Origin of the sequence: Natrinema hispanicum, from assembly GCF_004217335.1 — an archaeon.
Taxonomy (GTDB): Archaea; Halobacteriota; Halobacteria; order Halobacteriales; family Natrialbaceae; genus Natrinema; species Natrinema hispanicum.
Window position 1 is genome coordinate 1004740 of sequence record NZ_SHMP01000004.1, and the last position, 26265, is coordinate 1031004.

20 protein-coding genes, 1 tRNA gene and 2 pseudogenes are annotated in these 26265 nt (G+C 62.9%); 9 read left to right on the forward strand and 14 right to left on the reverse strand.

The annotated features are described in order from the left end of the window. Window positions 1-13 precede the first annotated feature (13 nt). Window positions 14-997: an isocitrate/isopropylmalate dehydrogenase family protein gene (locus tag BDK88_RS11805; RefSeq protein ID WP_008014336.1), complete on the forward strand. Its 984-nt coding sequence runs from the start codon at window positions 14-16 to the stop codon at window positions 995-997. 105 nt (window positions 998-1102) lie between these two features. Beyond that, on the forward strand, window positions 1103-2191 hold the full coding sequence (locus BDK88_RS11810) for an alpha/beta hydrolase (RefSeq protein ID WP_130500554.1): 1089 nt from the start codon (window positions 1103-1105) through the stop codon (window positions 2189-2191). Window position 2192: 1 nt separating this feature from the next. Here the strand turns inward: BDK88_RS11810 and dph5 are convergent, their stop codons facing one another. Next, window positions 2193-2966 carry a diphthine synthase gene (gene dph5, locus BDK88_RS11815; protein WP_130500555.1) on the reverse strand — a complete coding sequence of 258 codons (774 nt, stop codon included), beginning with the start codon at window positions 2964-2966 and terminating at the stop codon, window positions 2193-2195. A 234-nt stretch (window positions 2967-3200) separates the two neighbouring features. Here dph5 and BDK88_RS11820 point away from each other — a divergent pair. Both BDK88_RS11820 and BDK88_RS11825 read left to right on the forward strand, forming a co-directional pair. Then, window positions 3201-4192: pseudogene (locus tag BDK88_RS11820) on the forward strand (class I SAM-dependent methyltransferase). Window positions 4193-4284: 92 nt separating this feature from the next. Further along, window positions 4285-4358: transfer RNA gene (locus BDK88_RS11825), tRNA-Thr, on the forward strand. A 464-nt stretch (window positions 4359-4822) separates the two neighbouring features. On the opposite strand, the gene BDK88_RS11830 is transcribed toward BDK88_RS11825, so the two are convergent. Continuing rightward, on the reverse strand, window positions 4823-5170 hold the full coding sequence (locus tag BDK88_RS11830; protein WP_226778710.1) for a hypothetical protein: 348 nt from the start codon (window positions 5168-5170) through the stop codon (window positions 4823-4825). 105 nt (window positions 5171-5275) lie between these two features. Between BDK88_RS11830 and BDK88_RS11835 the strand changes: the two genes are divergently transcribed. Then, window positions 5276-7030, forward strand: coding sequence for a transposase (locus BDK88_RS11835; protein WP_130500556.1), 1755 nt, complete (start codon window positions 5276-5278; stop codon window positions 7028-7030). A gap of 436 nt (window positions 7031-7466) precedes the next feature. On the opposite strand, the gene BDK88_RS11840 is transcribed toward BDK88_RS11835, so the two are convergent. The 6 genes from BDK88_RS11840 to BDK88_RS11860 form a co-directional block, all read right to left on the reverse strand. Beyond that, window positions 7467-7979, reverse strand: coding sequence for a hypothetical protein (locus BDK88_RS11840; protein ID WP_130500557.1), 513 nt, complete (start codon window positions 7977-7979; stop codon window positions 7467-7469). Then, a complete protein-coding gene (locus tag BDK88_RS11845) occupies window positions 7980-9668 on the reverse strand; it encodes a sodium/proline symporter (RefSeq protein WP_130500558.1) in 1689 nt (562 codons plus the stop codon). Continuing rightward, on the reverse strand, window positions 9658-9804 hold the full coding sequence (locus tag BDK88_RS21200) for a hypothetical protein (RefSeq protein WP_165396957.1): 147 nt from the start codon (window positions 9802-9804) through the stop codon (window positions 9658-9660). The genes BDK88_RS11845 and BDK88_RS21200 overlap by 11 nt, the downstream gene beginning before the upstream one ends. A gap of 157 nt (window positions 9805-9961) precedes the next feature. After that, on the reverse strand, window positions 9962-10666 hold the full coding sequence (locus BDK88_RS11850; protein WP_130500559.1) for an energy-coupling factor transporter transmembrane component T family protein: 705 nt from the start codon (window positions 10664-10666) through the stop codon (window positions 9962-9964). Further along, window positions 10660-11373, reverse strand: a complete 714-nt coding sequence (locus BDK88_RS11855) for an energy-coupling factor ABC transporter ATP-binding protein (RefSeq protein ID WP_130500560.1) — start codon at window positions 11371-11373, stop codon at window positions 10660-10662. Before BDK88_RS11855 ends, BDK88_RS11850 begins: the two co-directional genes overlap by 7 nt. 25 nt (window positions 11374-11398) lie before the next feature. Continuing rightward, window positions 11399-11980 carry a biotin transporter BioY gene (locus BDK88_RS11860; protein WP_130500561.1) on the reverse strand — a complete coding sequence of 194 codons (582 nt, stop codon included), beginning with the start codon at window positions 11978-11980 and terminating at the stop codon, window positions 11399-11401. 410 nt (window positions 11981-12390) lie between these two features. On the opposite strand from BDK88_RS11860, the gene BDK88_RS11865 reads away from it, so the two are divergent. Continuing rightward, window positions 12391-17313: a DUF7282 domain-containing protein gene (locus BDK88_RS11865; protein ID WP_207225277.1), complete on the forward strand. Its 4923-nt coding sequence runs from the start codon at window positions 12391-12393 to the stop codon at window positions 17311-17313. Window positions 17314-17496: 183 nt separating this feature from the next. Here the strand turns inward: BDK88_RS11865 and BDK88_RS11870 are convergent, their stop codons facing one another. Next, window positions 17497-17787 carry a DUF7545 family protein gene (locus BDK88_RS11870; protein WP_008011628.1) on the reverse strand — a complete coding sequence of 97 codons (291 nt, stop codon included), beginning with the start codon at window positions 17785-17787 and terminating at the stop codon, window positions 17497-17499. A 121-nt stretch (window positions 17788-17908) separates the two neighbouring features. Here BDK88_RS11870 and BDK88_RS21205 point away from each other — a divergent pair, with 121 nt between their 5' ends. Continuing rightward, window positions 17909-18052, forward strand: a complete 144-nt coding sequence (locus tag BDK88_RS21205; protein ID WP_165396958.1) for a DUF7557 family protein — start codon at window positions 17909-17911, stop codon at window positions 18050-18052. Between the two features lie 12 nt (window positions 18053-18064). Here BDK88_RS21205 and BDK88_RS11875 read toward each other — a convergent pair whose 3' ends face one another. Next, window positions 18065-18532, reverse strand: a complete 468-nt coding sequence (locus BDK88_RS11875) for a DUF5799 family protein (protein ID WP_130500562.1) — start codon at window positions 18530-18532, stop codon at window positions 18065-18067. A 139-nt stretch (window positions 18533-18671) separates the two neighbouring features. On the opposite strand from BDK88_RS11875, the pseudogene BDK88_RS11880 reads away from it, so the two are divergent. Next, window positions 18672-19155 (forward strand): annotated as a pseudogene (locus tag BDK88_RS11880) (universal stress protein). A 119-nt stretch (window positions 19156-19274) separates the two neighbouring features. Here BDK88_RS11880 and BDK88_RS11885 read toward each other — a convergent pair. Then, entirely contained in the window at window positions 19275-20213 is a 939-nt protein-coding gene (locus BDK88_RS11885; RefSeq protein WP_130500563.1) for a biotin--[acetyl-CoA-carboxylase] ligase, read from the reverse strand. Window positions 20214-20317: 104 nt separating this feature from the next. After that, complete coding sequence (locus BDK88_RS11890; protein ID WP_130500564.1) at window positions 20318-21298, reverse strand: tyrosine--tRNA ligase; 981 nt, start codon at window positions 21296-21298, stop codon at window positions 20318-20320. Window positions 21299-21527: 229 nt separating this feature from the next. On the opposite strand from BDK88_RS11890, the gene BDK88_RS11895 reads away from it, so the two are divergent. Then, entirely contained in the window at window positions 21528-22181 is a 654-nt protein-coding gene (locus tag BDK88_RS11895; protein WP_130500565.1) for a hypothetical protein, read from the forward strand. A 21-nt stretch (window positions 22182-22202) separates the two neighbouring features. On the opposite strand, the gene BDK88_RS11900 is transcribed toward BDK88_RS11895, so the two are convergent. Both BDK88_RS11900 and BDK88_RS11905 read right to left on the reverse strand, forming a co-directional pair. Continuing rightward, window positions 22203-22982 carry a 4-phosphopantoate--beta-alanine ligase gene (locus BDK88_RS11900; RefSeq protein ID WP_130500566.1) on the reverse strand — a complete coding sequence of 260 codons (780 nt, stop codon included), beginning with the start codon at window positions 22980-22982 and terminating at the stop codon, window positions 22203-22205. Between the two features lie 46 nt (window positions 22983-23028). Further along, complete coding sequence (locus BDK88_RS11905) at window positions 23029-25935, reverse strand: YegP family protein (RefSeq protein ID WP_130500567.1); 2907 nt, start codon at window positions 25933-25935, stop codon at window positions 23029-23031. Window positions 25936-26265 lie beyond the last annotated feature (330 nt).

The following is a 26265-nucleotide window of genomic DNA, read 5'->3' on the forward strand; positions in this document are numbered from 1 at the left end:
ACGATGGTTGGCCATGACTCACGAAATCGCCGTGATTCCGGGCGACGGGATCGGTAAAGAAGTAACACCCGCTGCAGTGGAAGTCCTCGAGTCGCTCGACATCGACTTCGAGTTCATCGAAGCGGAAGCCGGCGACGCGGTCAAAGAAGAGACCGGTGAGGCACTCCCCCAGGAGACCTACGACCTCGCGGCATCGGCCGACGCGACGCTGTTCGGCGCGGCCGGCGAGACGGCCGCAGACGTCATCCTGCCGCTCCGGGAGGCGGTTGACTCGTTCGTCAACGTTCGGCCCGCAAAGGCGTATCCGGGGATCGACGCCGTTCGTCCCGAAACGGATCTGCTCTTCCTCCGGGAGAACACCGAGGGTGTCTATTCGGGCCACGAGGACCGACTGACCGACGACGTCTCGACGCTCACCCGCGTCGTCACGGAGTCGGCTTCCGAACGGCTCGCCGAGTTCGCCTGTGACTTCGTCGCCGACAGCGACAAGCACGACAGCTTCACGATCGTCCACAAGGCCAACGTCATGCGTGAGACGGACGGACTCTTCCGTGATACCGTCAAATCGGTCGCTGACGAGCAGGGCATCGAAACCGACGAAGTGCTGATGGACGCCTTCGCGACGCGGGTCTGTCTCGACCCCGAACAGTTCGACGTCGTCGTCTGCCCGAACCTCGCGGGCGACGTGCTCTCAGACCTCGCTGCTGGCCTCGTCGGCGGACTCGGCCTGCTGCCCTCGGCCAACATCGGCCCCGAGCGCGCCCTATTCGAGCCAGTCCACGGGACCGCACCCGATATCGCCGGCGAGAACGTCGCAAACCCAGCCGCAAAGATCATCTCTGCCGCGATGATGCTCGAGTACCTCGGCTACGAAGAAGAGAGCGAAGCCGTCAACGCGGCCGTCGAAGCCACGCTCGCCGACGGGCCGCGCACGCCCGACCTGGGCGGGGACGCGTCAACCGAGGACGTGACTGCTGCGGTCATCGACCGACTGTAGCGCCGCCACACTGGCCGTCTCGTTTTCAACGGGTCCGAACCGGCAGCGCCGCGGCCGATTCATTCCGGCCGGAGAATTATCAGGGGGGCTGTGATACCGAGCACCATGTTTCGAGACGACACTCTCGCAGGTGTCGATTCACGGATCGCCGATACCGACCGCCTCACGACACACTACCTCGAGTCAGGTGACACCGATCAAAGCGGAACCGGGGAGGAGGGCCAGACTGTTATCTTCCTTCACGGAAACGTCTCTTCCTCGCGGTTCTTCGAAGACGTGATAGCCGCTTTGCCTGCACGTCACCGGGCGATTGCACCCGATCTGCGCGGGTACGGCGATTCGGAGACGAAGCCGGTCGACGCGACAACCGGACTCGACGACTACGGGGACGATATACACGCGCTCGTCGCCGATCTCGAACTCGAGACACCGTTCGTCCTCGTGGGCTGGTCGAACGGCGGCGGGGTCGCGATGCGGTACGCGATCGATCACCCCGAAGACGTCGCCGCCCTCGTACTCGTCAATCCGCTCTCGCCGTACGGATTCGGCGGGACGAAAGATGTCGACGGAACGCCCTGCTTTGACGATTATGCCGGTTCCGGTGGCGGAATGGGTAACGATGCGTTCGTTGCGGGCCTCGCGGATCGTGACCGGAGTGAGGAAGACCAAGCCTCGCCGCGAAAGGTCCTGCGCACCTACTACGTCGATCCGACCCACGAGTTCGACCCCAACCGCGAGGAGTCCTATCTGACTGGAATGCTCGAGACGGCGACCGGCGACGAGAACTATCCGGGTTCGTCGACACCGAGCGACAACTGGCCCGGCGTCGCTCCGGGCGAGAGGGGCGTGAACAACGCCATCTCGCCGAAGTACTGCGACCTCGAGGCGATCACCGAGATCGATCCCGACGACAAGCCGCCGGTGCTGTGGCTCCGCGGCGACTCAGACCAGATCGTCTCGAACGCCTCCCTGTTCGACCTCGGCACGCTCGGCCGAATGGGCGAACTCCCGGACTGGCCCGGCGAGGATGTCTTCCCACCGCAGCCCATGGTCGACCAGACCCGCGCCGTCCTCGAGCGTTACGCCGACCGCGGCGGCGCATACGAAGAAGTCGTCTTCAGCAACGTCGGACACACGCCCCACGTCGAGGTTCCAAACGACTTCCTAGAACAGATCACTGGAGTCCTCGAGTAACTCAGACGATGTCGAGCGTCTCTCGATCGGCACCGGCCAGTTCGATCAGCGCGTCGGCCTCGAGCAGGTGACACTCTCCGGGGATCACGAGCAAGTGCAGCGGATCGCCGAACTCCCTGTCTGCCAGTTCGGTCATCGTGCCGGCCTCGACGAGCGGCTCCGGGCTGCCCGCACGGGCGACGACGACGCCGACGAGATCTGGGTATTCCTCGGCGAGTAATTCCGCGCCGACATCGGCGGTCATGTACTCCTCACGTTCGGCTTTGATGTCCAGATAGACGACTGTGTGAAGGCCGTCAGCGCGGTTTTTGTCGATCGTCTCGGTTACGCTTGCGGGAAGCCCCTCGGCTCCGTGTGCGTAGGGGAAGGGGAGCGTCGTCGCCTTGCCGAACCGGTAGTTCTGGAGCCCAGTCAACGAACTGGTCGCCGTCTGAGCCGTGACGCCGTGGATAACCCGCGTCTCGATCCCGCGCTCGTGGGCTCGCAGCCGCAGGTCGACGTGGGTCGTCGAGATCATTGTATCGCCCGCCGTCAAGAAGGCGATGTCCTCGTCTTCGGCCGCCTCGAGCATGTCTTCGGGGTGTTGTTCGACGCCGGCGCGGTCCCGGACGTCGATCTCGAGATCGTGGGAGGACTCGAGGTCGTCGATCGTCGTCCCAATCAGCTGGCTGGTGTAGAACTCGGCATAGACGCGGTCGGCCGCCTGCAGGGCGTCTCGCCCCTCGACGGTGATCGAGCGTTCGTCGTAGAGGCCGAGGCCGATGAAGGTGAGCATAGCCGCTCGTAGTCGTAGCGGCCGGAATACGCTTTCGAGATGCTGCCCTATGAACCTCGCTCGCACATTGTCTCGAGCGGACAAGTTATCGAGACAGTCATCGATGAAGGCACTTTCACAGTCGCCGAGAGTCGCCGAGAATTCTATATAGCGAATATTGATTTACTTACCGTGTTGCAGGGGTGCAGTCGGCCAAAACGTCAGCGTTACAGCGGCTCGCCGGCCAGTCCGAGTATGGAAGTTCCGTGCGTCCGTGTCGCGCGTGAAGCCGGCGAAGCGACGCGTACGACGCTCGCCGACGCGGATCTGATCGACGACGACTACGAAATCGCCGTCGAAGACGGCTGGCTCTATATTCCGATTACCGACCCCGACGCCGTTCGAAGCGGTGCTCGAGGACGGCGAGATCGTCTCCCGAACGGTCGACGAACGCGACACGCAGACGACGCCTGCCGATCTCCTTGCGTTCGAGCCATCCTACGAACGGCTCGGCAGGGCCGCGCTCATCGACGAAGACGATTCCGAGCGTGCACGCGAAATCGCTGATGCCATCCTCGAGTCCGATCTTCCCGTCGAGACGGTGCTGAACAAGGCCTCGAAGGTCAAAGGCGAGACGCGCGTCCGCGACTGGGAGTTGCTTGCAGGCGAGGACACCGAAGTCGTCCACCGCGAGTACGGCTGTGAGTTCGTCCTAGATCTCGCCGAAGTGTACTTCTCGCCACGACTTGCGACCGAGCGCCACCGCGTAGCCACGAAGGTTGACGCGGGTGAGCACGCGTTCGATATGTTCGCCGGTGTCGGCCCCTTCGTCGTCCCGTTCGCAAACCACGGCGCGGAATGTGTCGGCGTGGACATCAACGCCGACGCGATCGACTACCTGCGCGAGAACGCCCGCCGCAACGGGGTCGAAGACCGTGTGACGGCGATCAACGACGACGTTCACGACGTCGCCACCGACTACGAGGGCTGGGCTGATCGCATCGTGATGAATCTCCCCCACAGCGCCGACGAATTCCTCGAGGCAGCCGTAACGCTCGCCGGCGACGATTGTGTCCTCCACTACTACGATATCCAGCACGAAGACGATCCGTTCGGGCCGGGCGAACGCGCGATCCTGTGCGGCCGCCGAGCCCGAGTATGACGTGACCGTCGAGACACGCCACACCGTCCGGTCGTATGCCCCCCACGAGCTGAACGTGTGTCTGGACGTGCGCCTCGAGCGATAATCTGTTAGCCAGTGACTCGGAACTCGTTCACACGACTGGATCGATTCGCAACCCTTATGCCTGGTATCGGCCCTACGAATGAATGCAATCGCGCCGGTGTAGCTCAGACTGGCAGAGCGAATCCTTCGTAAGGATTAGGTCGAGGGTTCAAATCCCTCCACCGGCTTATTTTCCGGCGAACAATCTCGTGAGTCGGAGATACGTCAGAGAGGATTGAATCAGAGCGGAGCTTCGCTCCGACCGTGGGTCAACTCCCTCCCCGCTTTCTTCTGTACCGATCGACACTGTCTCCGAACCCGTTCTTGCTGGATTCGTTCGGCTGAACGGGTCTCCGTAGCGATCTGCTCGGTGCGTAGCTCGCAGGCTCCGTCTGATCCATTTTGAGCGGGTGCCGATCGACTGCTCACGGGACGAGTACCCATTCGTCCGCTTCAAACCGGCTACGGCGTCGCTTCGGACGAACAAACTGGGTCCGGTTCTGTAACGATATCGAGACAATCCCATGAATCATATATGGCGATATAGAATCCATCGACTGGTGCTCACAACTTCGGGATCTCAAATTCTACAAACCACCATACAGCTGACACCCGTTACGATCTGCCTCAGAGAAGCTGTTTGAAAAAGAAACTATTCTTCGTCTTCCGAGGCAACAGCGCTCATAGCGTCCATTCCTTGCTGAATCGGATGCTCTTCGTAGAGTTCCTCGCTTCGCAGAAACCCATCTGAGAGGATGTTATCTTCCATACCGCTCTCGTAGACAACCCTCCAGCCGTGACCTGCTTCGTAGGTCACGGCTGTCACCCAGTCGTAGCCAATGAACATCGCAGTGTCCATAACCATCCCGTGTTCCGGATCAAATTTCGTCGTCTGAGGCATTATTGACTGGATGCTCTCGTGTCGTTCGAGTGAGTCACGCTCAGTATCCTTGAGTGGGCGGTCTGGAAGCGATTCAACAAGGGATCCATCTTGAGCCATACTCCAAGTAGCTCTTGGCGCGTAAATAACCGTTCGGCGTAGGTCAAAATGAGGTGCCCTAATGGGGAGTCTCTCCTTCGGTTTCAGTATCTGGACTGACTGTTAATGGCATCTAACATCACTCCTGCAGTTGATGACGATGCCCCCGCTTTGGCGGGGGCGATCGTCATCCACGCCAAGAAAGTCTGTGAAACAGCTGATCATCTCTGGCGTGTACTTGGAGACGTCTCGATTCCCGTAGATGGACTAACAGACACTCGACAACAGCACAAAGTCTCGTTCGGAACCGAGTCAATGGCACGAGTCTACATCTACCAGGCGATCTACGACCTCGCCCAAAGCGAGGTCGCAGATCGGCTTGAGAACCGTCCAGCACTGCTGAAACAGCTAGGTTTGAACAGGGTGCCAACTCAGCAGAATCTCTCATACGCTTGGAACCAATTCAGCGAGCAGACCAAGACCACGCTTGAGGCCGCTGCGAAGGGAATAGCTCGTGAAGCCCGTGATCACGACGTTATTTCGGAGGCACTCATTCCAATTAACCTGGATGAAAAGGAAGCGAGCGACGATAAATCCGATTCGACAGTGTCTCGCGCACACGTGCGCGAGCACGGGAGTAAGGTCGTCGAACTCGCTCGCCGACACGGCTTCGCCGAGTTCGACTCCGATAGAGCCGACAACAGGGTCTATGAGGACGAACAGATCCTTGATCTGTTCTCCAACGCGTGCCTCACGCAGGGGAGCGCTCATTCAGAGGGAGAAGCTGGGTGGTTCCTTGAAGAGAACGAGATCTGTGACGACTCGACGTTTCTCCGAGTAATCAAGCAGTTTGCGACGCCATCCGACGAGGAAGTAACGCGCTCCGTTCAGGAGTTGCAGATCGAGGATATCGTCGCGTTCACTGAGCTGTATCGAGAGGCTGTGATGGCCTCGTTCAACGCGGCGACCGAAAATATCCTCAAGACGATTCGTCACGAGGATCCCTTCGACGACCGCCACGTTGTGGCGGCCGTCGACTTCACACACGTCCCCTACCACGTCTGGCCGTGGATCGACAAGGACGAGAAAATCCCGAAAGCAGAGTATCCGCCGATGGTCAGCGGGTACAAAGAAGACGGTGAAATCAAGCACGGGTATACGTTCGCGACGATCACGATCGTCGGGAACGATGTCCCAATCATCCTGGGTATCGAGCCAGTCAAGGAACGCTCTGCATGGGAACCAGAAGATGCGCCAGCCGATTCGAAGGCGGATGTGGTTGACGTACTGCTGGACACAGCCCAGCAGTACGTCGATCTCGACGAAGTGCTCCTAGACCGGGGATTCTACAGTAACGAGGTGTACGCAACGATTCACGACCGCGGGCTTGTGTACCTGACGCCAGTGCCGAAGTACGAAGACGATTACGAAGCAATCGGGAAAATCAAGAGCAAAGAAGGAGTTGACGCCGCTGTCAAGAACGATGTCCCGTTCGCCATTGATGGCGAACTCCACCACACCGCAGAGTTCCTGTACGCACCAGCGACTGATGAGGAAGCTGACGGAAGCTATGCCGTGTTCGTGACCAACCGTGATCACGTCGCTCCCGAGGAGATCATACACGTCACCAACAGCTACAGCCGACGCTGGGATATCGAAAATCAGTACAAGTCGGTGAAAGCATTTCTTCCCAAGACGTCCTCGAAGGACTACCGTGTTCGGTTGTTCAGCTTCACGTTCGCAGCATTGTTGTACAATCTCTGGAGGCTTACCGATTACTTGGTGAAGCTCGGAACAGATCGCGAGATCAGATCGCCGCCGGTCGTGACCGCCAGGACATTCGTCCGGGCGGTCAGTCAATCACTCCGACAAGGTGGCTAAGCGGAAAGCACTCGGTGTGGCTCGCCTGCGGCAAGCCGCAGGACTCGCGTTCTATCTCCTAAATCGCGTGTTGGACGCTGCTCAGCACATCTTGCTTAGCGAGCCAAGAATTGCGACATAGGATTCGAGAGAGTTCTACTCGGATTTTATTTGGTTCCTCCGAAGCTCGTTTGTAGACGCTCTACATCCCAGAAACGTGGGTGCTAGTGTGGGCGATGAAGCCGAGCGCCAGCGGGCGACTCGCCAGGATTGTCGCAATGATTGGCTATCGAGAAGCAGGAACCCGCTTTCAAATCGCCAGCGGGCAAACAGATACTGAATCACGAACTGCTGTTGCACATCCGTAAAGCGCGGGCGAAGCCGTGCCGTCAGAATCGATTACGAACACTCGAGAGCAGATGGTATTGACAAAGACACTGCTACGAACGCGATCTGATCAGTCCGCCAGGGGCGACTCGGTCCCGCAGACGCTGTCGATAATGACGTCGCCGTCGGGCCGGGAGGCGATCCAGAAGAGCTTGTAGGCGTCGGCCGACCGCTCGAAGGTTACATCCGGCTCGGAGCCGACGGCGACCTTCCGGAGCGTCCATTTGAACACGGCGTCTTCGGCCTTTCGGTGAGTCTGTGCGTCGGAGAGTTCCGATGGGATCACGAGCACGTCGTCGACCGTTCGCGTCTGCGTTTCCGGGAACGTGTCGGCCCGCACGGCCAGCCGGCGCGCGCGATCGACGGTGACGACGTAGTCGATGTCGCGATCCGCGATCACCGGCCGCTCGATCGTCGCGACCGCGTCGTAGACGCGGTAGGGATACGCGACGGCACCGACGCGGCCGCTCGAGTCAACGTCCTCACGCGCGACCGTCGGTGTGATGACCGGCAGCTCGGTACGCTCGTGGCGACCCCCTGTGGCATCGTCCGGTGGTTCCGGCGGGCGACGTGGCGTGCTCATCTACTCGTCACCCTCGTCCCAGTAGTCGGTTGCGTCGACGTGGGCGCGGATGGTGTCGGTCTCCGTGACGGCCTTCGGGGAGACGTCGCGACCGCCGTCGGTGACGTAGTCGGGCGCGCCGGTTGGACTATCACCGCTCGAGAGTGCCGAGAGCGGTTTGTCGAACACGTTGAAGTGATCGCCGACGCCCTCGGGCGGACGCGTGAGCAGTGAAACGACGACCAACGTCGTCGTCGAGAGAATAAATGCGGGGAAGAGCCCGTAGACGCCCACCAGTCCCGAGAGGAACGGTGACGCGTCGACTGCATTCTGGAGTCCGAGCACGCCAAGGAGTGTCGACAGTTGCGTCCACAGGAACATCGTCGCCGTGCCGACGATCATGCTCGCGACCGAGCCTTTGGCGGTGACGCGTTTCCACCACAGCGACGCGATCAGCGTCGGGCCGATGGCCGCACCGAGGCCGCCCCAGGCGTAGTCAAGGACGAGCGTGTAGATGGGGGTGTCTTTCGCGATGTAGGCGAAGGCAATACTCGCCGCACCGAGCGCGAGTGTGACGAGCTGGGAGTAACGCACGAGTTTTGCCTGGCTCGCGTTCGGATTGACGTAGCCGTGATAGACGTCCTCGACGATAGCGCTGGTCGCAACGAGCAGCTGCGAGTCGGCGCTGGACATCATCGCGGCGAGGGCCGCCGCCAGAATGATCCCCGCGATCGCGCCGGGGAAGAACTCGAGCGTGAGCATCGGCATGACGTTATTCGGGTCATCGATGCCGCCCTGCCCGAAGGCAACCAGCGCGTACAGCCCGACGAAGCCAGCCCCGATGTAGGCGACGAACATGAACAGCTGGGCGACCAGCGCCGCCAGCCGGATGTTCTTGACCTCGTCGATTCCCATGAAGCGCACCATGACGTGTGGATTCCCTGGGATACCGAGCCCGATGGCGGCGTAGCTGATGATGCCGAAGATCGCCGCCCACCCAGTCATTCCGGCCGTGATACTCGTGTACGAACTGCCGACAGACGCGAGGTCGTTGAACGGAAGCCCGTAGTTAGTAAACGCCAGGATCGGCAGGATGATGAACGCCATCAGGATGATCGCGCCCTGGAAGTAGTCGGACCACGCGACGGCGAAGTAGCCACCGAGCATCGTGTAGCCGACAACGATGACGCCACCGCCGAGGATGCCGACCAGCGGCTCGACGCCGGTGAGCACCTCGAGTAGCGTCCCGGCGGCAACGATCTGTGCACCCACGTACCCGCCCTCGAAGATCATCAGGACGACCGCGGAGACGCCTTTGACGAGCCCGGTGTCGTCCTGCAGGCGCGTCTCGAAGAAGGTTGGCAGCGTGACCGCTTTCACAATCTCGGTGTATTTCCGAAGGCGTTTCGCGAGTCCGGCCCAGGCAAACAGATCGGCCGGAATCATGCCGAGCCCGTTGTAAAAGGCCATCACGCCCGTCCCGAAGGCGTCGCTTGGGACACCGAGCGTGAGCCAGCCGCTCATCTCGGAGGCTCGTTCGGAAAAGCCCGTGACGACCGGGCCGACGCTTCGACCGCCGATGACGTAGTCGTCGACGGTGTCCATAAGTCGAGAGGAGTAGAGCCCGATCCCGAGCAGGATGAGGAGATACGCCGCGAACGTTCCGAGGACCCACGCGCCGGCCGAGCCGGCGAGTCCGCTACTGGGCATACTCGCTCTCCTCGTATTGCTCTCGCAGTCGTTTTTCGCGCCGTCCTTCCCAAACGTAGTACACGCCGAGCATCACCAGATACACGACGAAGGGGCCGAACAGCCACACGAGATCGACCGAACTATTCGCAGGCATTACCGTCGTGTCGACACCACCCGGATATAAGCGCGTCGAGGGAGAACGCCGTCGAACTATCTGACGGACTCCTGTCAGTCAATGACGGCGCACCCGCAACCTGTCCTGCGGGCACGCCGATCACTCGGGACAGCAGACCGTATCAGCCCCTCGATTGTTAATAGAACGCGGACACGGCGAGGACAACGGCCAGGCCGAGCACGGGATAATCGACTCGCGAGAACGCAAGCGCCGGGAGCGTGGGGTTCCACGCGAAACACCGCGCTCGTAGCGCAAGCGAGAGTCGGTCTGCCCGATCAAACGCGCGCGTGACGCCGAGCATGCCGATCGTGCTGGCGCGGTCGACCACGCCGCGTTCGGTTCCCAACCGGGCGGCCATCGCTTCCCGGATCGTCCGCAGATCGCCACGGAGGACGGGGAGAAACCGGAAGACGAGTCCGACACCGACGCCGAGGAGTTGGCCTGGTTTGCCGGGGATCGTCCGCTGGATCGCCGCTCGAGAGTCACGCACCGGCGTCGATCGGACGTAGGCGGCGCTGACGAGCAGGATGAGCAGCACCCGATAGCTCGCCAGCCCCGACGCGACGGCGGCCGACCGGTCGAACCAGGGTGGACCGACGGTGACGCCCGCGAGCAGCGGCGCGAGCGCGAGGACGACCAGCGCAAGCCGGTAGGAGACGAGGGTCCGACGGAGCGACAGCCGCGCTGTGGCCATCGCGACCGCCGTCAGGGCCGAGAAGACGATGAGCGCACGCGGCGTCGTATGCGCCAGCGCGGTGGCGGCGAATCCGATCTGGACCGCCAGCTTGGCTCGCGGATCGAGCCGGTGTGCGAGGCTCTCGTCTGGTTCGTAGGTCAGCATCGTGTGGTATCCGGTACGCGTACCTCGAGTCCGTCGAGTTCGTCCAGTGCGTCCGCAGGCGGGCCATCGACGGCGACGCGGCCGTCGTGCATGGCGATTATCCGGTCGGCGAGTTCGCAAACGTCCCGAAGATCGTGGGTGGCAAGCAGGACGCCAGTGCCGTCGGCCGACAGCGACGCGAGGCGCTCGAGGACCGAGCGGCGCGCGGGAGCGTCCAGCCCGGTAAAGGGCTCGTCGAGGACGAGGTGGGTCGGCTCCATCGCGAGCGCACCCGCGATCGCCACGCGTGACTGCTCACCGCCTGAGAGGGCGTCGATACGCTCGTCTTCGCGGTCGGCCATGTTCACTGCCTCGAGTGCGGCCGCGACGCGGCGGTCGATCTCCGCGCGCTCGAGTCCGAGGTTTTCGGGGCCGAAGGCGACGTCTTCCCCGACGGTCGCGGCGACGAACTGGTCACGCGGGTGCTGGAAGACCATGCCGACGCTCGAGCGGGCGGCGATCAGGTCCTCGGCGACCGGCGTGCCATCGACGAGTACCTCGCCGGAGTCGGGCTCGAGGAGGCCGTTGGAATGGCGCAACAGTGTCGTCTTCCCGCTGCCGTTTGCTCCCGCCAACAGGACGAACTCGCCGGCGTCGATCGACAGCGAGACGTTCTCGAGCACGGGGACATCATCGAACGCGTGGGAGACAGACTGAAACTCGATCATCGGTACTGCGTGGGTTGGGGAACGGTCATGTCGCGATGCGTTCGGCCTCGACGATGGCGACCACGGCCGCGATCTTGATGAGGTCACCCGGGATAAACGGCACGACGCCGATTTCGATTGCTTTGACCGGGCTGAGCTCGAGAACGTATCCGAGCCAGGCGGCCCCAAGCAGGTAGATAACGGTCAGCGCCGCGAGTAGCGTCACGACGAGGACCGGCCGCGACAGGTCGGCGGGATCGCCGTCTTCGCTCCATCGGTGGACAACGGCTCCGATCAACAGCGCCGCGGTCGGATACGACCAGAGATAGCCGGCGCTATTGCCGACGAGGACCCCGAGTCCGGAGGCACGTTCGGCGAAGATGGGGAGTCCGACCGCGCCGGCAGTTAGGTACAGCAGGAGCGAGAACGCCCCCCAGTACGGGCCGAGGTAGAGTCCCGCGAGATAGACGACGATCACCCCAAGCGATATCGGTATCGGCGAGAACGGGATTGGGATTGACCCGACGAAGACGGCCGCCCCCATCAGCGCTGCGAGGACAGCCGCCCGCGCGAAGGGCTTGACGACGTCGTCGTCGACGAGTTCGACTGAATGCTGATCCGTTGCCATACCTCCGCTCTCTCGTAAACCGGGATGAAAACTTCGGTTTCCGAGACGAGATGTGTGCGAATCGAGATGTGCGTGCAAGCGGTCACCAACGCTGTCAGTAGCTGGAAACGGCGCGAAACAGGATGCTTCCTCTCAGCGTCACTGGCAGTTTCGGTCGACCTCCGACATGCCAGCGACGGCAGATTCGGCCGTCAATCGGCCGCCTGCAACCGTCGAACGCGCAACAGGACGCGGTAATAGCTGATTGTCTCGGTTCGCTAACCGAAACGACCGCCGGTCTTATACGATCGTTCGGCCCCGTGGTGGGAAAATGAGTCGTCTACGTTCAGGACCGAGACGTGGCGAAATCGGGCCCACTCCGAAGGAGAGCGAGCAGGCGTTCACAGACGCTTTGCGAGAGGTGCTCACAGATGAGACGATCTGAGACGACCGCGACCGCCGTCGTCGTCCTACTTTCGGCCGCGCTGGTCGGCAGTGCCGTCGCGCTGCCGCTGCTGGGCGGAACCGGCGGGCAGGCCGCCGTCGGTGATGAGGCAGCCACCGCGGCGGCCGACGGGTCACCGGCCATACTCGAGCAGGCCGTCACCCAAAACGACTCACAGTCCACTGCCGAGTCCGAGTTGGTGACCTTTGATCGGGAGACAGCGGCCGGCGGTGGAACCGAGCAGGCGACCGCTCAGGAAACCACTGAAGCCGTCGAGGCCGGCGTCACGGAAGGGATCGAGCTCGTACAGGCTCAGGGTATCGAGGTGACACAGGAACAGCGAACGGCGGCACTCGAGGGCGCTCGATCGTCAGTGCAGCAGTATCAAACCGTCGAGGCCGAGCAGGTCCAAGCAGCGACGGCGGGGGCCGTCCACGGGTCGCTGATCCAGTCCCAGTCGGTCAACGTGACTCAGATCCAGTCCGCGGTCAGCGGGGCGACCGACGGCGCGCTCTCACAGTCCCAGTCGGCGAACGTAACCCAACTCCAGAGCGCGACGTGGGGCGGGGCACACGGTGCGCTCGCCCAGAGCCAGCGCGTCAGCGCCGAGCAGATTCAGGTCGCGAGTCGGGGCGCAGCCGCCGGTGCCGCATACGAGGCGGGCACAAAGGATGTCGGCAAGCCCTCACACGTTCAGGAGGCCGCCCAGGGCGCGGCCTACGGTGCGCTGACGCAATACCAGTCAGTCACGGCCGAGCAGCGCCAGCGAGTCACCCTCGAGCACATCCAGCACGCGGCCGCTGGGGGTGCAGCCGGCGCGCTTGCAGGGAGTACGCGCGCGGTGCTCGAGCAAGAACAGCGCGTCGATATCGAGCAGCGCCAACAGGTGACGATCAAGCAGGTCCAGAAGGCCGCAGCGGGGGCGGCGAAAGGCGCGCTCGTCCAGGAGCAGTCAGTCTCGGTCGAGCAGACTCAGGCCGCTGCCCGCGGGGCCGGGCAGGGGTCGCTGAAACAGGTTCAGTCGACTCGCCTCGAGCAGCGCCAGCGAGTGTCGATCACACAGGTACAGGAGGCGTCCTTCGGCGCAGCGAAGGGTGCGATCGACCAGAGCCAGTCGGCGACCGTCGAACAGATTCAGGCCGCCGCTGCCGGGAGCGCAGGTGGCGTACTCGTCCAGCGCCAGTCGATCTCGATCTCGCAGATCCAGTCCGCCGCAGTCGGTGCTGCCGAGGGTGCGGTCACGTCCGCAATCCAGCGCCAAGCAGTGACAGTCGAGCAAGTCCAGGCGGCGGCGTTCGGTGCTGGCGAGGGTGCGGTGACCCAGACGCAACTCGCCGAGGTGACGCAAGTCCAGCGCCTCGCAGCCGGTGGTGCAAGCGGTGCGCTCGTTCAGGCCCAGTCAGCGACGGTCACGCAGATCCAGACGGCGGCCCAGGTCGCCACACAGGAGACGGCCCAGCTTGTCCAGTCCCAACGGATCAGCATCACGCAACTGCAAACACTGACCCAAGAGGCCGCAGCCGAGGCGACCGCCTACGCAGTGAGCGAGGACACCGACGATGTAACCCAAATCACTCAGCGCGTCACGGTCGTCATCGAACAGCGGATCGAGACGATCGACCGGCTCGAGGGGACGGCATCGATCGATTTCCCCGATCAGGAGTCAACCGGTGAGCAGGTTACCATCGCGAACGTCTCGCTCTCGGAGGGCGGGTTCGTCGCGGTCTACGACGGGCTTACCGTCGACGCAGATCCGGACGCCGTGGTCGGCGTCTCCGAGTATCTCGAGCCGGGTAACCACCAGAACGTCACGATCGACCTCGACGAGCCGCTTGCAGCCAGCGGCGCGCTCGTGGCAGTCCCACACCACGATACGAACGACGACGAAACGTTCCAGTACGTGGACTCAGAGGGTGAGGAGGACGTCCCGTACGTTACCGGTGCTGGCGCGCCAGTGATCGACGGCGCGACCGTGACAGTCACGAACGACACCGAGAGGGACGAAGCCAACGCGACGCTGTCGGTTGCCGATCAGGAAGGCAACGGCTCGACGCTGACCGTCGACGAGGTGAACGCGTCCGTTCCCTATTCCGTCACCGCATCGTACGATGGCGAAACGGTCGAAAGCAACGCGTTCGCGGCCGGCGAGACGGTGACTGATCTTTCGCTCGAGTTAGCGCCGCCGCTCGAAGAGAACACCACCGTCAACATCTCCGTGGTTGGAGAAGACGGGACGACACTCGCGACCGAGACCGTCGAGTACACCGTCACGGACGAGCCTGCCGATGAACGGACCGCGACACTGTCCGTGGCCGATCAGGCGGGCAACGGCTCGACGCTCACTGTCGACGAGGCAAACGCCGCCGTCGAGTACGCGATCACCGTCACCGACGAAGACGGTGAGTTGCGTGCCGAAAGCGACGCGTTCGCTGCCGACGAACCGATCACGAACGAGACACTCGAGTTGGAACCGGCGCTCGAGGCCGACGCCGCCCTCGAAGTCGCAGTCATCGCGACTGAGGACAACGAGGCGCTCGCAAACGACACTCTCGAGTACACAGTCGAGGAGTCGGCACCCGGGGAGCCAGAACCCGAGGCGTCGCTCTCGGTCGACAACCAGACGGGCGACGGTGAAACGCTGACGATCGACGGGGCGAGCGCGTCCGTGCCGTACATTCTCTCAGCCGAATACGACGGCGAACGCGTCGACAGCGAGACGATCGAGGCGAACGCGACGGTCGCAGACGAACCCCTCACACTCGAGCCGCCGCTCGAGGAGAACACCACCGTCGACGTCTCAGTACGCGCTGCGGCCGACGACGCAGTGCTGGCAAACGACTCCATCGAGTACGCAGTCGAGGTGCCAGAACCCGGTGAGCCGACGGCGAATCTCACGGTAGCCGATCAGGTCGGTGACGGCGAGACGCTGACCGTCACGCAGGCGAATGCGTCCGTCGCGTACGCCCTCACCATCACCGACGAGGACGGGACGCAGCTCGCAGCGAGTGAGTCCTTCAATGCAACCGAGACGATCGGTCCCGAGGAATTCACGCTCGAACCGCCGCTCGAGGCGAATTCGACGCTCGAGGTGGCAGTCGTCACGGCCGACGACGGGACGCCCATCGAGACAGCGAGCGTCGAGTACACAGTCGATGGGCCGCCCCCCGGATTCGATGTGGAGTTTCCGAGCTGTCAGCGCGCGGTCGTCACCGCATCGCTCGCAGAGGGCGACCGGGTCGCAGCCAGTACGTTGTTCTACGCTCCCGGCGGCATCGGTGACACCATCGCGGAAGACATCGTCACCGCCGGTGACGAGATTCCGGCACCGTACAATGGAACGATCGTCTTCGAGATCGGTGACGAGCGCCGTGTCACGACAGAGGGCGAGCAGGTGGTCGTCGAGGTGCCGGATTATGGCACCTTCGGGACGTACATCTCGGGGATCAGTTCACCCGAGGCGGCACCGATCGGCAGCATCGACTATCCAAATCCGTTAGAGCGGTGTAACGAGGAGATACGACCCGAGCGGCCGTCGATCGCGGTCGAAGAAACGACGCCCACCGAGGACGGCATCGACGTGACGTTCAGCTACGAGAACCCAAATGACGCCCCACTGGGCTCGTCCAGCCGATTCATCGAGGGCACCACGACAGCCGAGCCGCCATCCGAGTTCGAACCGGGCCAGCACACGTTCACCGTCGAGTGGACGCCCGAGAGCGACGACGAACGGCTCGTCTGGGAGGCCGACTTCTCGACGTTCGGATACGAGGAGCCACTCACCGCCGCGACGCCGCCCGCCGGCGAGCTCGAGCCGTCCGAACCCGCGAGCTTCAACGTCTCGAGCCTGGAAACGAACAGCCCAGTCGTGCAGGGCGACCCGCTTGAGGTCGACGCCGAAATCGGGAACGTCGGCGGTGAAAACGGAGCCCAGAACGTCTCGCTCGCAATTGATGAGACGACTGTCAACGAGACAGAAATCTCGCTCGAGTCCGGCGAGAACCGGACGGTCTCGTTCACTGCGGACACCGCTGACCTCGAGCCGGGTGAGTACCCGCTGTCGGTGTCGACTGCAAACGAGACGGCCGAGACGACGATCACCGTCACGGAGCCCGGTGAGCCCGCAACCTTCGGCGTCTCGATCGACGGGACGAACAGCCCGGTCATCCCGGGTGAACCGCTCGCAGTCGAAGCCACCCTCGAGAACGTCGGCGACCGCGCGGGGACGCAAGATGTCGGGATCGCCGTCGGTGGTACCGCTGGCGAGACAACTTCGGTGACGCTCGACCCGGATGAGTCGCGGACGATCACGCTGAATTACGACACAGCGGATCTCGAACCTGGCGAGTACCCGCTTACCGTGGCGAGCGAAAACGAGACGGCGGAGACGATGATAACCGTTGAGCAGCCGGCGACGTTCGCCGTCACCGACGTGACAGCGCCCGAAACGGGCCAGCCCGGCGACGAGGTGACGGTGCGTGCGACGCTCGAGAACATCGGTGACCGCGAAGGAACACAGACGGTAGCCTACGCGGTCGACGAGCAGGTCGTCGATGAGTCGTCCGTAACGCTTGCGGCTGGGGAGACGACGACCATCTCGTTTACGTCTCAGTTGCGGCCGGGAACGTCGACGCATACGATCGCGACCGACGACGATCAGGCATCGGTGACGATCGAGGCGGTTCCGGCAGACGGCGGGGACGCGGACGGAAACGGTGAGACGGGGCCGGACGGCGGACCCGAGACACCTCCAGAACCCCCGACCGAACCGGGGCCACCCCAGCCGCCTGAAGCGCCCCAACCACCGGAGCCCGGACCACCGCAGCCACCAGAACAACCACCCGAACCGCCAGAACCACCGCAACCACCCGCGGAGCCACAGCCAGAGGCCGGTGCCAGCCGGGCCGGGTGATGGCGGCACAGCCGAGTCCACCGACGGTGGGGCAGGCGATATGGCTGCTGGGGCTGGGCAAGGGGCCGGAGCAGCCAACGGCGACACGGCCGGAGCCACCGCTGACGGGACGGCTGGCAGCGAAAACGAGACGAGCGGTGCTGGCTAGTCAGCGCCAGCACGCGATTGCGAGTTGGCAGCCGATTAGTGCTGGTGGCCGGTCGCTTCGCCGAACGTAACGCCGAAGCGTTCCTCGAACAGATCCATCACTTCGGCTTCCTGGGCCTCGAGGTCCTCGTCTGCCTCGTGGCCGTGGTGGACGATGTGATGGGCGCGGCTGGCAAACGAGAGGAGGACGAGGTCGCCGACCGTTTCGGCGTCGGTCTGGTCGCCCTCGGCGACGAGGTCGACGAGGCCGGATGGAACCGTGACTTCGTCGGTTTCGCCGTCGTCGGAACTGATCGAGAAGGTTGTCGTCTGAACTTCGTCTGTCATACCCCTACGGTCGGGAAGCGTGCCTAAAGGTGCTGTGGCTTGCATCGGGATCTGCCTGCGTCCAAACGGCGTGACTCATATCGCCGTGGTGTTTTTGCTGATTGGCGACGAACGATCGACTATGCCATCCGTCGAACTTGATGAGGAGACGATCGAGCGCCTTGATGGACTGCGCGTCGAGGACGAATCCTACGACGAACTCATCATGGAGCTCGTCAACATTTACGAATCGAGCGAGTACACGATGTTCCACGCTGGCGACTGACCGGCAGACCCGTTACTGACCGGCGGCGGCAGCGTCCCGAACCGTCTCCCATCGGCCCTTCGACTCGAGGTGTGACTGCAGTTCCGCGGCGTACTCTTGAGTGAGCCGTTCGGCCGCCTCCCGTTGTTCTCGGTGGTCGTCGCTCCCGTCGTCACCCATCCCGAGTGCACCCATGATCGAGTCGAGGAGCCCGCCACCCGAGGCGTTCGAACCGCCCTGATCGGCACCCGGGCCGCCCATCGCGCCCATTCCTGACTGAATGTTCTCGAGTTCGGGGAGAATCCCGTCGAGTTTGTCCGTGTTGGCGACGATCCGTGCCTGTTCGGGATCGTCGGGATGTTCGATCTCGAACTCCGTGGCGGTCATGATCAGACTCCACTGCTGGTTGGAGAACTGCGACTGCTGGATCCGCTCGGCAAACGTCTGATCGACGGCCATCCGCTCGCCGACGATCCGATCCGTCCACGGGGTGTCGCTCATGGCCCCCGATTGGACTGGTGGCTGTATCAGCGTTTCCCTCCCGCGTGTAGCCAATCGAGACGCCGAAAAGCCGTCATCCGAACTGACCGTCGTTCATGTCAGAATAACGTTAATATATGCGACCGTTGTATGATAGCATATGACACTATACGACAGCATTCTCGTTCCGACGGATGGCTCTCGGGAGGTCGAGCAGGCCCTCGAGCACGCGTTCGACCTCGCAGCTACGCACAACGCGACGATCCACGCGTTGTACGTCATCAATGCAGCCGGCTATGGCGGACTGCAGATGGAAGCCGCTCTCGAGGGGATTGCCACCGCCTTACACGGCGAAGGTGAGGCTGCAGTCAATCGCGTCGAGCAACTCGCGCCAGCGAACGTCACGGTCGAAACAACAGTCCGCAAGGGGGCACCGAGTCAGGTCATCGTCGACGAGGCTGACACGGTAGCGTGTGATCTGGTGGTAATGGGGACACACGGCCGCGGCGGGATCGATCGACTGCTGCTCGGCAGCGTCACCGAACGGGTCGTCCGTCGGTCGCCGGATCCCTGTCCTGACAGTGCAAGTCGAACAGGACGATGCCGAGGACTCATCCGAACGGTCGCGGATCGCGCTCCAGTGACGTGTGCGCGACTCGTGGCCACCCACTCACTTCCAGCGGGAACGCCGATCCGGATCGGATAAGCGAAGCGGGACACCGCTCAGTACTGGGCTACCCGACAGAAGACAGTTCGTCGCCGATCAGACTGGACGCAGATGCTCACAGTCACCTGCCGAGACCGTCTCCCGCCCCTCGTCGGTCTCGACCACGAGCGCACCCGATTCCGTCACGTCGACGGCATCCCCGACTACTTCACCCGACGGACGATCGACCCGGACGTGCTGTCCGAGCGTATGCGATAGCTCGCGCCACGCCGGGACGACGGCCTCGAGGTCGTTGCGGTAGCGGTCGAACTCCTCTAAGAACCGCTGGACGAAGCGCCGCCGGTCGACGTCGCCGGCTTCGTCGCGGATGCTGGTTGCACCCTCGGGAAGCGTATCGGCGTCGATGTTCGCGTTCACGCCGACGCCGACGATGATCCACTCGACGCGATCCATCTCGCCTTCCATCTCCGTGAGAATCCCCGTGAGCTTCCGGTAGTCTCCCTCGTCGCCGACCGGGACGACCACGTCGTTCGGCCACTTGATCTGGGCGTCGACGCCCGCCTCTCGAGCCGCCGTCGCCGCTGCGACCGCCGACGCGAGGGTATAGAGCGGTGCCTGTGCGGGCATGATATCGGGCCGAGAGATGACGCTGACCCAGACACCACCCGACGGTGCGGTCCACTCGCGCTCGAGGCGGCCGCGGCTGCCGACCTGTTCATCCGCGAGGACGGCCACATCCGCTGCGCCGTCGGCGGCGAGTTCGCGGGCCCGATCGTTCGTGCTCCCCACAGCGTCGTGATACTCGACGGAAAACGGGGCCTCGAGTCCGAACTCGACTGCCGGCCCGTTGTACGCCGTCACCTCGCCGAGTTCGTAGCCGTTCGACCCACTCTCGATGTCGAAGTCGGCGTCGCGTAACGCCTCGATGTGTTTCCAGACCGCCGCCCGCGAGATGTCGAGCGACTCGGCCAGTTCCGGTCCCGATACCGGCCCATCGGCGAGCGCCTCGAGAACCGCTCGTCGCGTCTCGTTCATGGCCTCGAAAGGGGGCCGCTCGTACTTCAATCGGCTGGATTCGTCCGGTCGTCGGTCGACGCGGACAGCAGTGAGAAGAGACAGCGTCGTCCGCCGTTGCGTGCCTACGCCCGCAGTTCGAGCAGCTTCTCGCGGCCCGGCGCGATCAGTTTGTCGAGGTAGGTCGCAAGCGTCCCTTTCGCGTCGGCGGGGTGAAGTTCGCCCGACTCGAGATCGGCGGCCAGCCGCTCGTAATCGTCGTACGTCAGATCGCCGCCGTACTTCTCGGGGCGTTCGACGACAACTTCGTCGAACCGCGGGAAGACGTGGTACTCGAAGAGTTCGAGCACGGGGTTCTCGAGATTGCCCTCTGGATCGCGCGTCGGCGGACAGAACGCCGAGTTGACCTTCTCTTCGAGTTCCTCGGTCGAGTCCTCCATCGAGATCGTAATGCCCTCGCTCGAGGACATCTTCCCCTCGCCGCTGGTGAGGTCGGCAACGATCGGCGTGTGAAGGGCAGGCCGAACCTCGTAATCGAGTTCGGGCAGTTTCTCGCGGGCGAGCATGTGGACCTTGCGCTGATCGAGTCCACCGACCGCGAGATCGAGGTCGAGGTACTCGATGTCTAAGGTCTGCATCAGCGGGTAGACGAGGTGGCTCACCTTGGCCGTCTCGTCACCCTGCAGTTCGGCCATCGCGCGCTGGGCGCGGTTCATCGTCGTCGCCTGCTCGAGAAAGTGGAGATCGAGCGCGTAGTCGTCGTCGAGCTGGAACGCCGAGCCGTAGACGAACTCGGTCTTGTCCTCGTCGAGCCCGTAGGCGAGGAACTGGGCTTTCATCTGCTCGGCCGTCTCGCGGATCTCCTCGAGCGTGCCCTTCTCGTTGAGGTAGGCGTGGACGTCAGCCAGCAGGACGACGACCTCCATCCCCGCCTCCTGCAGATCGATGAGCTTGTTCGCAGTCAGGAGATGGCCGAGGTGGAGCACGCCAGAGGGCTCGTAGCCGACGTAGGCGCGTTTCTCCGCCGGATCGTCGGCGAGGTCGCGGACCTCCTCGTCGGTGACGACCTCCTCGGCGTTGCGCGTGACTAACTCGTAGGTGTCCATGTGTGACAGGAACCGGAGGAGGAATTTATACCTCCTGAAAGGCACTCGACCCGACTCGAGCGGGTCGCCACACGTAGACGAGGGCACAGTATCGAATTCCGAGGCGGGAACGATGACTTCCGCGGCTGCATAACGGGGCCCCTACCACTCGTCTCGAGAGAGTACACGAAATCGACCTGAACTGCCGGCCGAATACTCTTCCGGCCGGTCGTCATAGCCGTGCTAATCAATGAGCTACCGAGAAGACATCGTCAATGCCGTGCGGCGGAGCTTTCTGCCACAAATACACTTCCTCCTTCGAGGCACGTTCGGTGGCTACGCGATCAGCCACACGACCGCCGACGAGTACGTGCTGACGGCCCACTGCTCGGAGCAGGCGATCGAGGACATCCTCGAGCGACTGGGATTCTCGCGCAATCCGATCGCCGCGCTCAAGGTCAGAGTAGATGGCAACACCTCCGAAGGATCGTGGGTGTGGCGGCCGTCGCTGTTCGCCGACGAGCAGTTGCACATCGTCCTCCATGACCTCGAGAACCGGTCGGGAGTCGACGTCTACGCCCACTGGGAGTGCTCGTGGATCCGTCACCCATACAGACACTACCTCGCCCGCGGCTACGACGCCGAGACGGGCGTCGCGCTGGCCCGATACTGGCTCATCGACGGGGAGGAACTCGAGTATGGACCAGGGATCAATTACGAAATCGACAATTCACTCGCACGGTCGCTGAGCGAACGCCTGTGGCTGTCGTACTACCGAGTCGAAGAGGGCATGGGATCTCTCAGATCGAAACTACCGTTCGTCGACAGTGTCGAGAAGCAACAGATCATCGAGCGTGACGGTAAGCGCGATTCCGTGTCACCGACGATCCCCGGAGCACCCTGAATATAGGTCCGATGAAACCGGTCAGAGATCGCCCGATCGGATGCGATCTTCCGCGTTCTCGAGCGCCCGCTCGCGGTCGAAGTCAGCGATAATCGCCTCCAGTTCCGACTCGTCGGCGTCAGCCAACGCTCGTGCGTGTTCGGTCATGTTCGGCACCGCGCGGATGATGTTGTCGACGATCGGCACGTCGGCCACCTGTGGCGAGCGCGATAGCGGGTTGAGGTCGATTACGATCTCGGTCTTGCCCATCTCATCTAAGGCCTCGGCGCGGTCGCCGTCCTCGAGTGGCACGAGCACCACGTCCGCGTCGTAGATGCCGTCAGCATCGACTTTTGCTCGCTTGTGCTCGAGATTCGGAATTCGTGCATCGGCCTCGAGTCCCTTTACGTTCTCCGCACCGTGCTCGCGCAGGTGGTCGGCGATGGCGTCGATCCGTTCCGGCGTGCGATTAAAGAGGTTGACCTCGAGGTCGGCGTCGACGGCCTCGGCGAGGGCGACCATCTCGCCGGGGACCAGCGCCGCGACGTTGCCGTTGATCGAAAGTACCGGGTGCTCGGCCAGCAGCAGGTGGGCCGCAGCCGCCCGTTCGGCGTCGTCGGCGCTCGGAATCGTCTCCTCGCCCAGCAGGTAGTCGAAGGCACTGCCTCGTCCCTCGGCATGCATCCCCTGGAGGTGTGTGATCCCCTTCTCGACACCCTCCTCGATCCGATGGCGGGTCAGCAGGTCCTGATATCTGGGGTGGTCCTCCGGAATCTCCTCCTCGTGTTCGACGTCGGCGGAGACGCTGTCGTAGTCGCTCACGAGCGAGGACTGGCACCGATCGATAAAAAGTCGACTGATTGGGGCGTTACTCGGTGAACGTGATCCAGCCGTCGGGAGCCTGCGCTTTCACGTCGTTCATCGCCTCGCGGGCAGCCGTCCGGGTCTCGTAAGTCTGCGTGCTCTCGGCCATCGTCGCGCCATACTCGTCGATCAGGTGCCAGACCCAGCCGTCTTCGGCGGTGTGGAGCTCGAACGAGACGCTGTCGATCTCGAGGATACTCGCCGACTCGATCAGTTCGCGAACGTCCGCGAGGGCTTCGCGGGCAGCGTCGGCTGTCTCGTGGGTTTCGGTGCCCGATGCGACGGTGCGGCCGTCCTCGTCGATGAGCCGCCAGCGCCAGCGGTCGTCGTCGGCGGCGACGAGTTCGAACGAGGCCACGTCGAAGTCAACTCGGCCGGCCAGCGGCGCAAGCTGGCGAATCGTGTCGATCGTCTCGAGCAGGTCGTCTTTGATGTCGACAGGATCAACCGCCTCCGCAATCACCTCGCGATCGCGGTTGACGAGGTCCCACGACCAGCCGTCGTCGCCGTCGAGACGGATCACGGCATCCTCGATCGCGAAGATCGGCGCGTCGAGCGCGTGTGATTTGAGGAGGGCGACGATGTCGTCCGCCGCGGCACGGTCGGCATAGGAGACGGCTGAATCGGCGATTTCCTCGCGATTACGGTCGAGCAGTCGGAACTGCCACTCGTCGGTTCCATACAACTGGACGGAGACGTCACCGATCGTGTGACGGCGGGCCGACATAGCAGCCTCGCGGACGGTCTCGAGCCCGTCGATGAGTTCGTCACGCGTCGACGCCGCCCCGCCGTCGACGGCGACCGTCTCACCAGTCGGCATGACGAACCGCCAGTGCCAGTCACCGGTCGCGTACGGCTGGAAGATCGCCCGGTCCATCGTCCGCACGTCCGACTCGAGATGCTTGAGCAGGCGGTCCATCGCCTGCCGTGCGGCGCTGCGGGTCGGATGAGTCGCTGGATCCTCGGCGACGAGCTTGCCGGCCTCGTCGATGAGCCGCCAGCCCCACTCGCCGTCTTCGTTGACAAAGAGTTCGAACGCCGCGGTCTCGATCTCGAGTAGTTCGGCATCGGGTGCCTGCTCTTTGAGCGTCATCATCGTCTCGGCGGCCTCGCCGCGGGAGGTGTGTTCCTCGCCGGAGTCGGCCAGCACGTTGCCGTCTTCGTCGATGAGTCGCCAGCGCCATTCGCCGGAGTCGGCCTCGTAGACTTGGAACGCAGCGTTCTCGAACTCGATGAGGTCGGCCTCGGCAGCCTGCTGTCGGACGCGCTCGATCGCAGCCGTCGCCGTCTCGGCATCAGCGTGGGACACCGTACTCGCCGCGACGACCTCGCGGTCGTCTGTGACGAGTCGCCAGTGCCACGAGTCGGCGCTGTCCGCTCTCGGCGCGGCATCCGTGACTGTCCCACCGTCCGGGGCCGGTTCGGGATCCTCAGCTGCCACCGGGAGCGTCTCGGCTTCGTCGAACGTATACTCGTCACCCGTCGTGTCTGTGGCCGGATACACCTCGTATGCCGCGTCTTCGATCTCGACGATCTCCGCATCGGCAGCGTTGTCACCGAACTGCTTAGTCCACGCCGTAGCGTCATCGCGGTCAGTCGTCCCCTCGGGACTGCGTGCGACGACGTGTTCGGTTTCGTCGACCAGCCGGTAGCGCCACTCCGTGCTGGACTCGTAGAGTTCGAAAGCCGGTTCGCCGGCAACGGTGACCGACGCCGACTCGAGTTCGGGGAGCAACGCTTCGGCAGCCCGCTCGGCATCGCGTCGGGAGTCGAACGTGTCGGTGCTGGTGGCAACGACCTCGTCAGCAGCGTCGACGAACCGCCAGCGCCAGCCGTCGGCGCGTTCACAGAGTTCCACGCCGATGCCCTCGATGTCGAGCACCCGTGCCTGATCGAACCGCTCGGCGAAGTTGTGGGCGGCCTCCTCGGCGCGCTCCTGGGTCGTGTGGCCGGTTTCGCTCGAGGCCAGCGGCGTGCGGTTGTCATCGACCAGTTGCCAGTACCACTTGTCGCGCCGTTGCTCGTAGGTATACGCCGCGTCCTCGATTTCGATAACGTCGGCGTCGGGCCCCTCGTCTTTCAGGAAGCTCACCGACTCCTCGGCCCCATCGCGTTCGTCAAACTCGCCGGCACAGGCACCGACGACGGAACCGTCGTCACGCGCGAGCGTCCACTGCCAGGTGCCGTCGCGGTCCTCGTAGAGGCGAAACGCCGAGGTCGTCAGCTCCATCAGCCCCGCAGAACTGATCTGTGACTTAACACGCTCGATGCCCGCCGTCGCCTCCGGCCGCGTTATGGCGCTGTCGGTGCTCTGGGCCAGCGCTTCGAGGTGGAGGACGTGCCACTTCCAGTCACCGTTTTCGTCGCGGAAGACGGCGAATTGGGCGCTTTCCATCGCGTCGCCTGTGAGAATGTCCGGGTCCTCGGTCTGTCCTTCTTCCTCGACGAACATACCCTTCCGTCCCGTAAGCACGGGAACGAGCGCAGTCACGCCCGCGATGATGCCGATTCCGAGCGTATAGACCGTAATAACCTCTACACTGTAGTCCGTACCCAGTTCTCGCCAATTATACGGATATGCCCAGCCGAAAAAGCCGATGCCGCCCAGAGAAACGAGTAAGCCGACGACACTGGCCTGAATCCCCCGCGTTCGTACCGGCAACATAAGGACGATACCGAAGAGGCAGAAAGCGAGCCCCGTTGCCGCCGTGACGCCGGAAAACTTGATCAGCGTATACGAGTTGCCTTCACCTGCATACCCAACGACGAACGCAGCGACGCCCGCAGCCCCGATGATGTAGCCGACGATGAACAGCCAGTACCCATAAACGTCCTTGGCCGAGTCGGGTTCGCCGACGTAATGTTCGTACAGTTGAAACAAGTTTTGGTGAATGTCAGTCCAGGAAGCCATCTCGAAACTTGACCGGATAACTCGAACGAATCATAATAAGTTTCTGGCTACTAGTACTATGTATGTCATGTATCTCTTCTATAATTATAGCGCGTTTTGCTCGCGTGCAGCAGTCACCTCGGACTCAGAGGGCACGCACACGATAACGCGGTAGAACCGATCTCACGTGGAAAAAGAGCAAAATTCGTGATTACTTGCCGGCATTGATGAACAATTAGACGTCAATAAATTCACGATGCGAATGTTGAATCCAACTACATTGTACCCCTTGCTTGCGATTCTACTCAACTAATGATATGGAAAGTGATACATCTAGTGATTATTTAATTG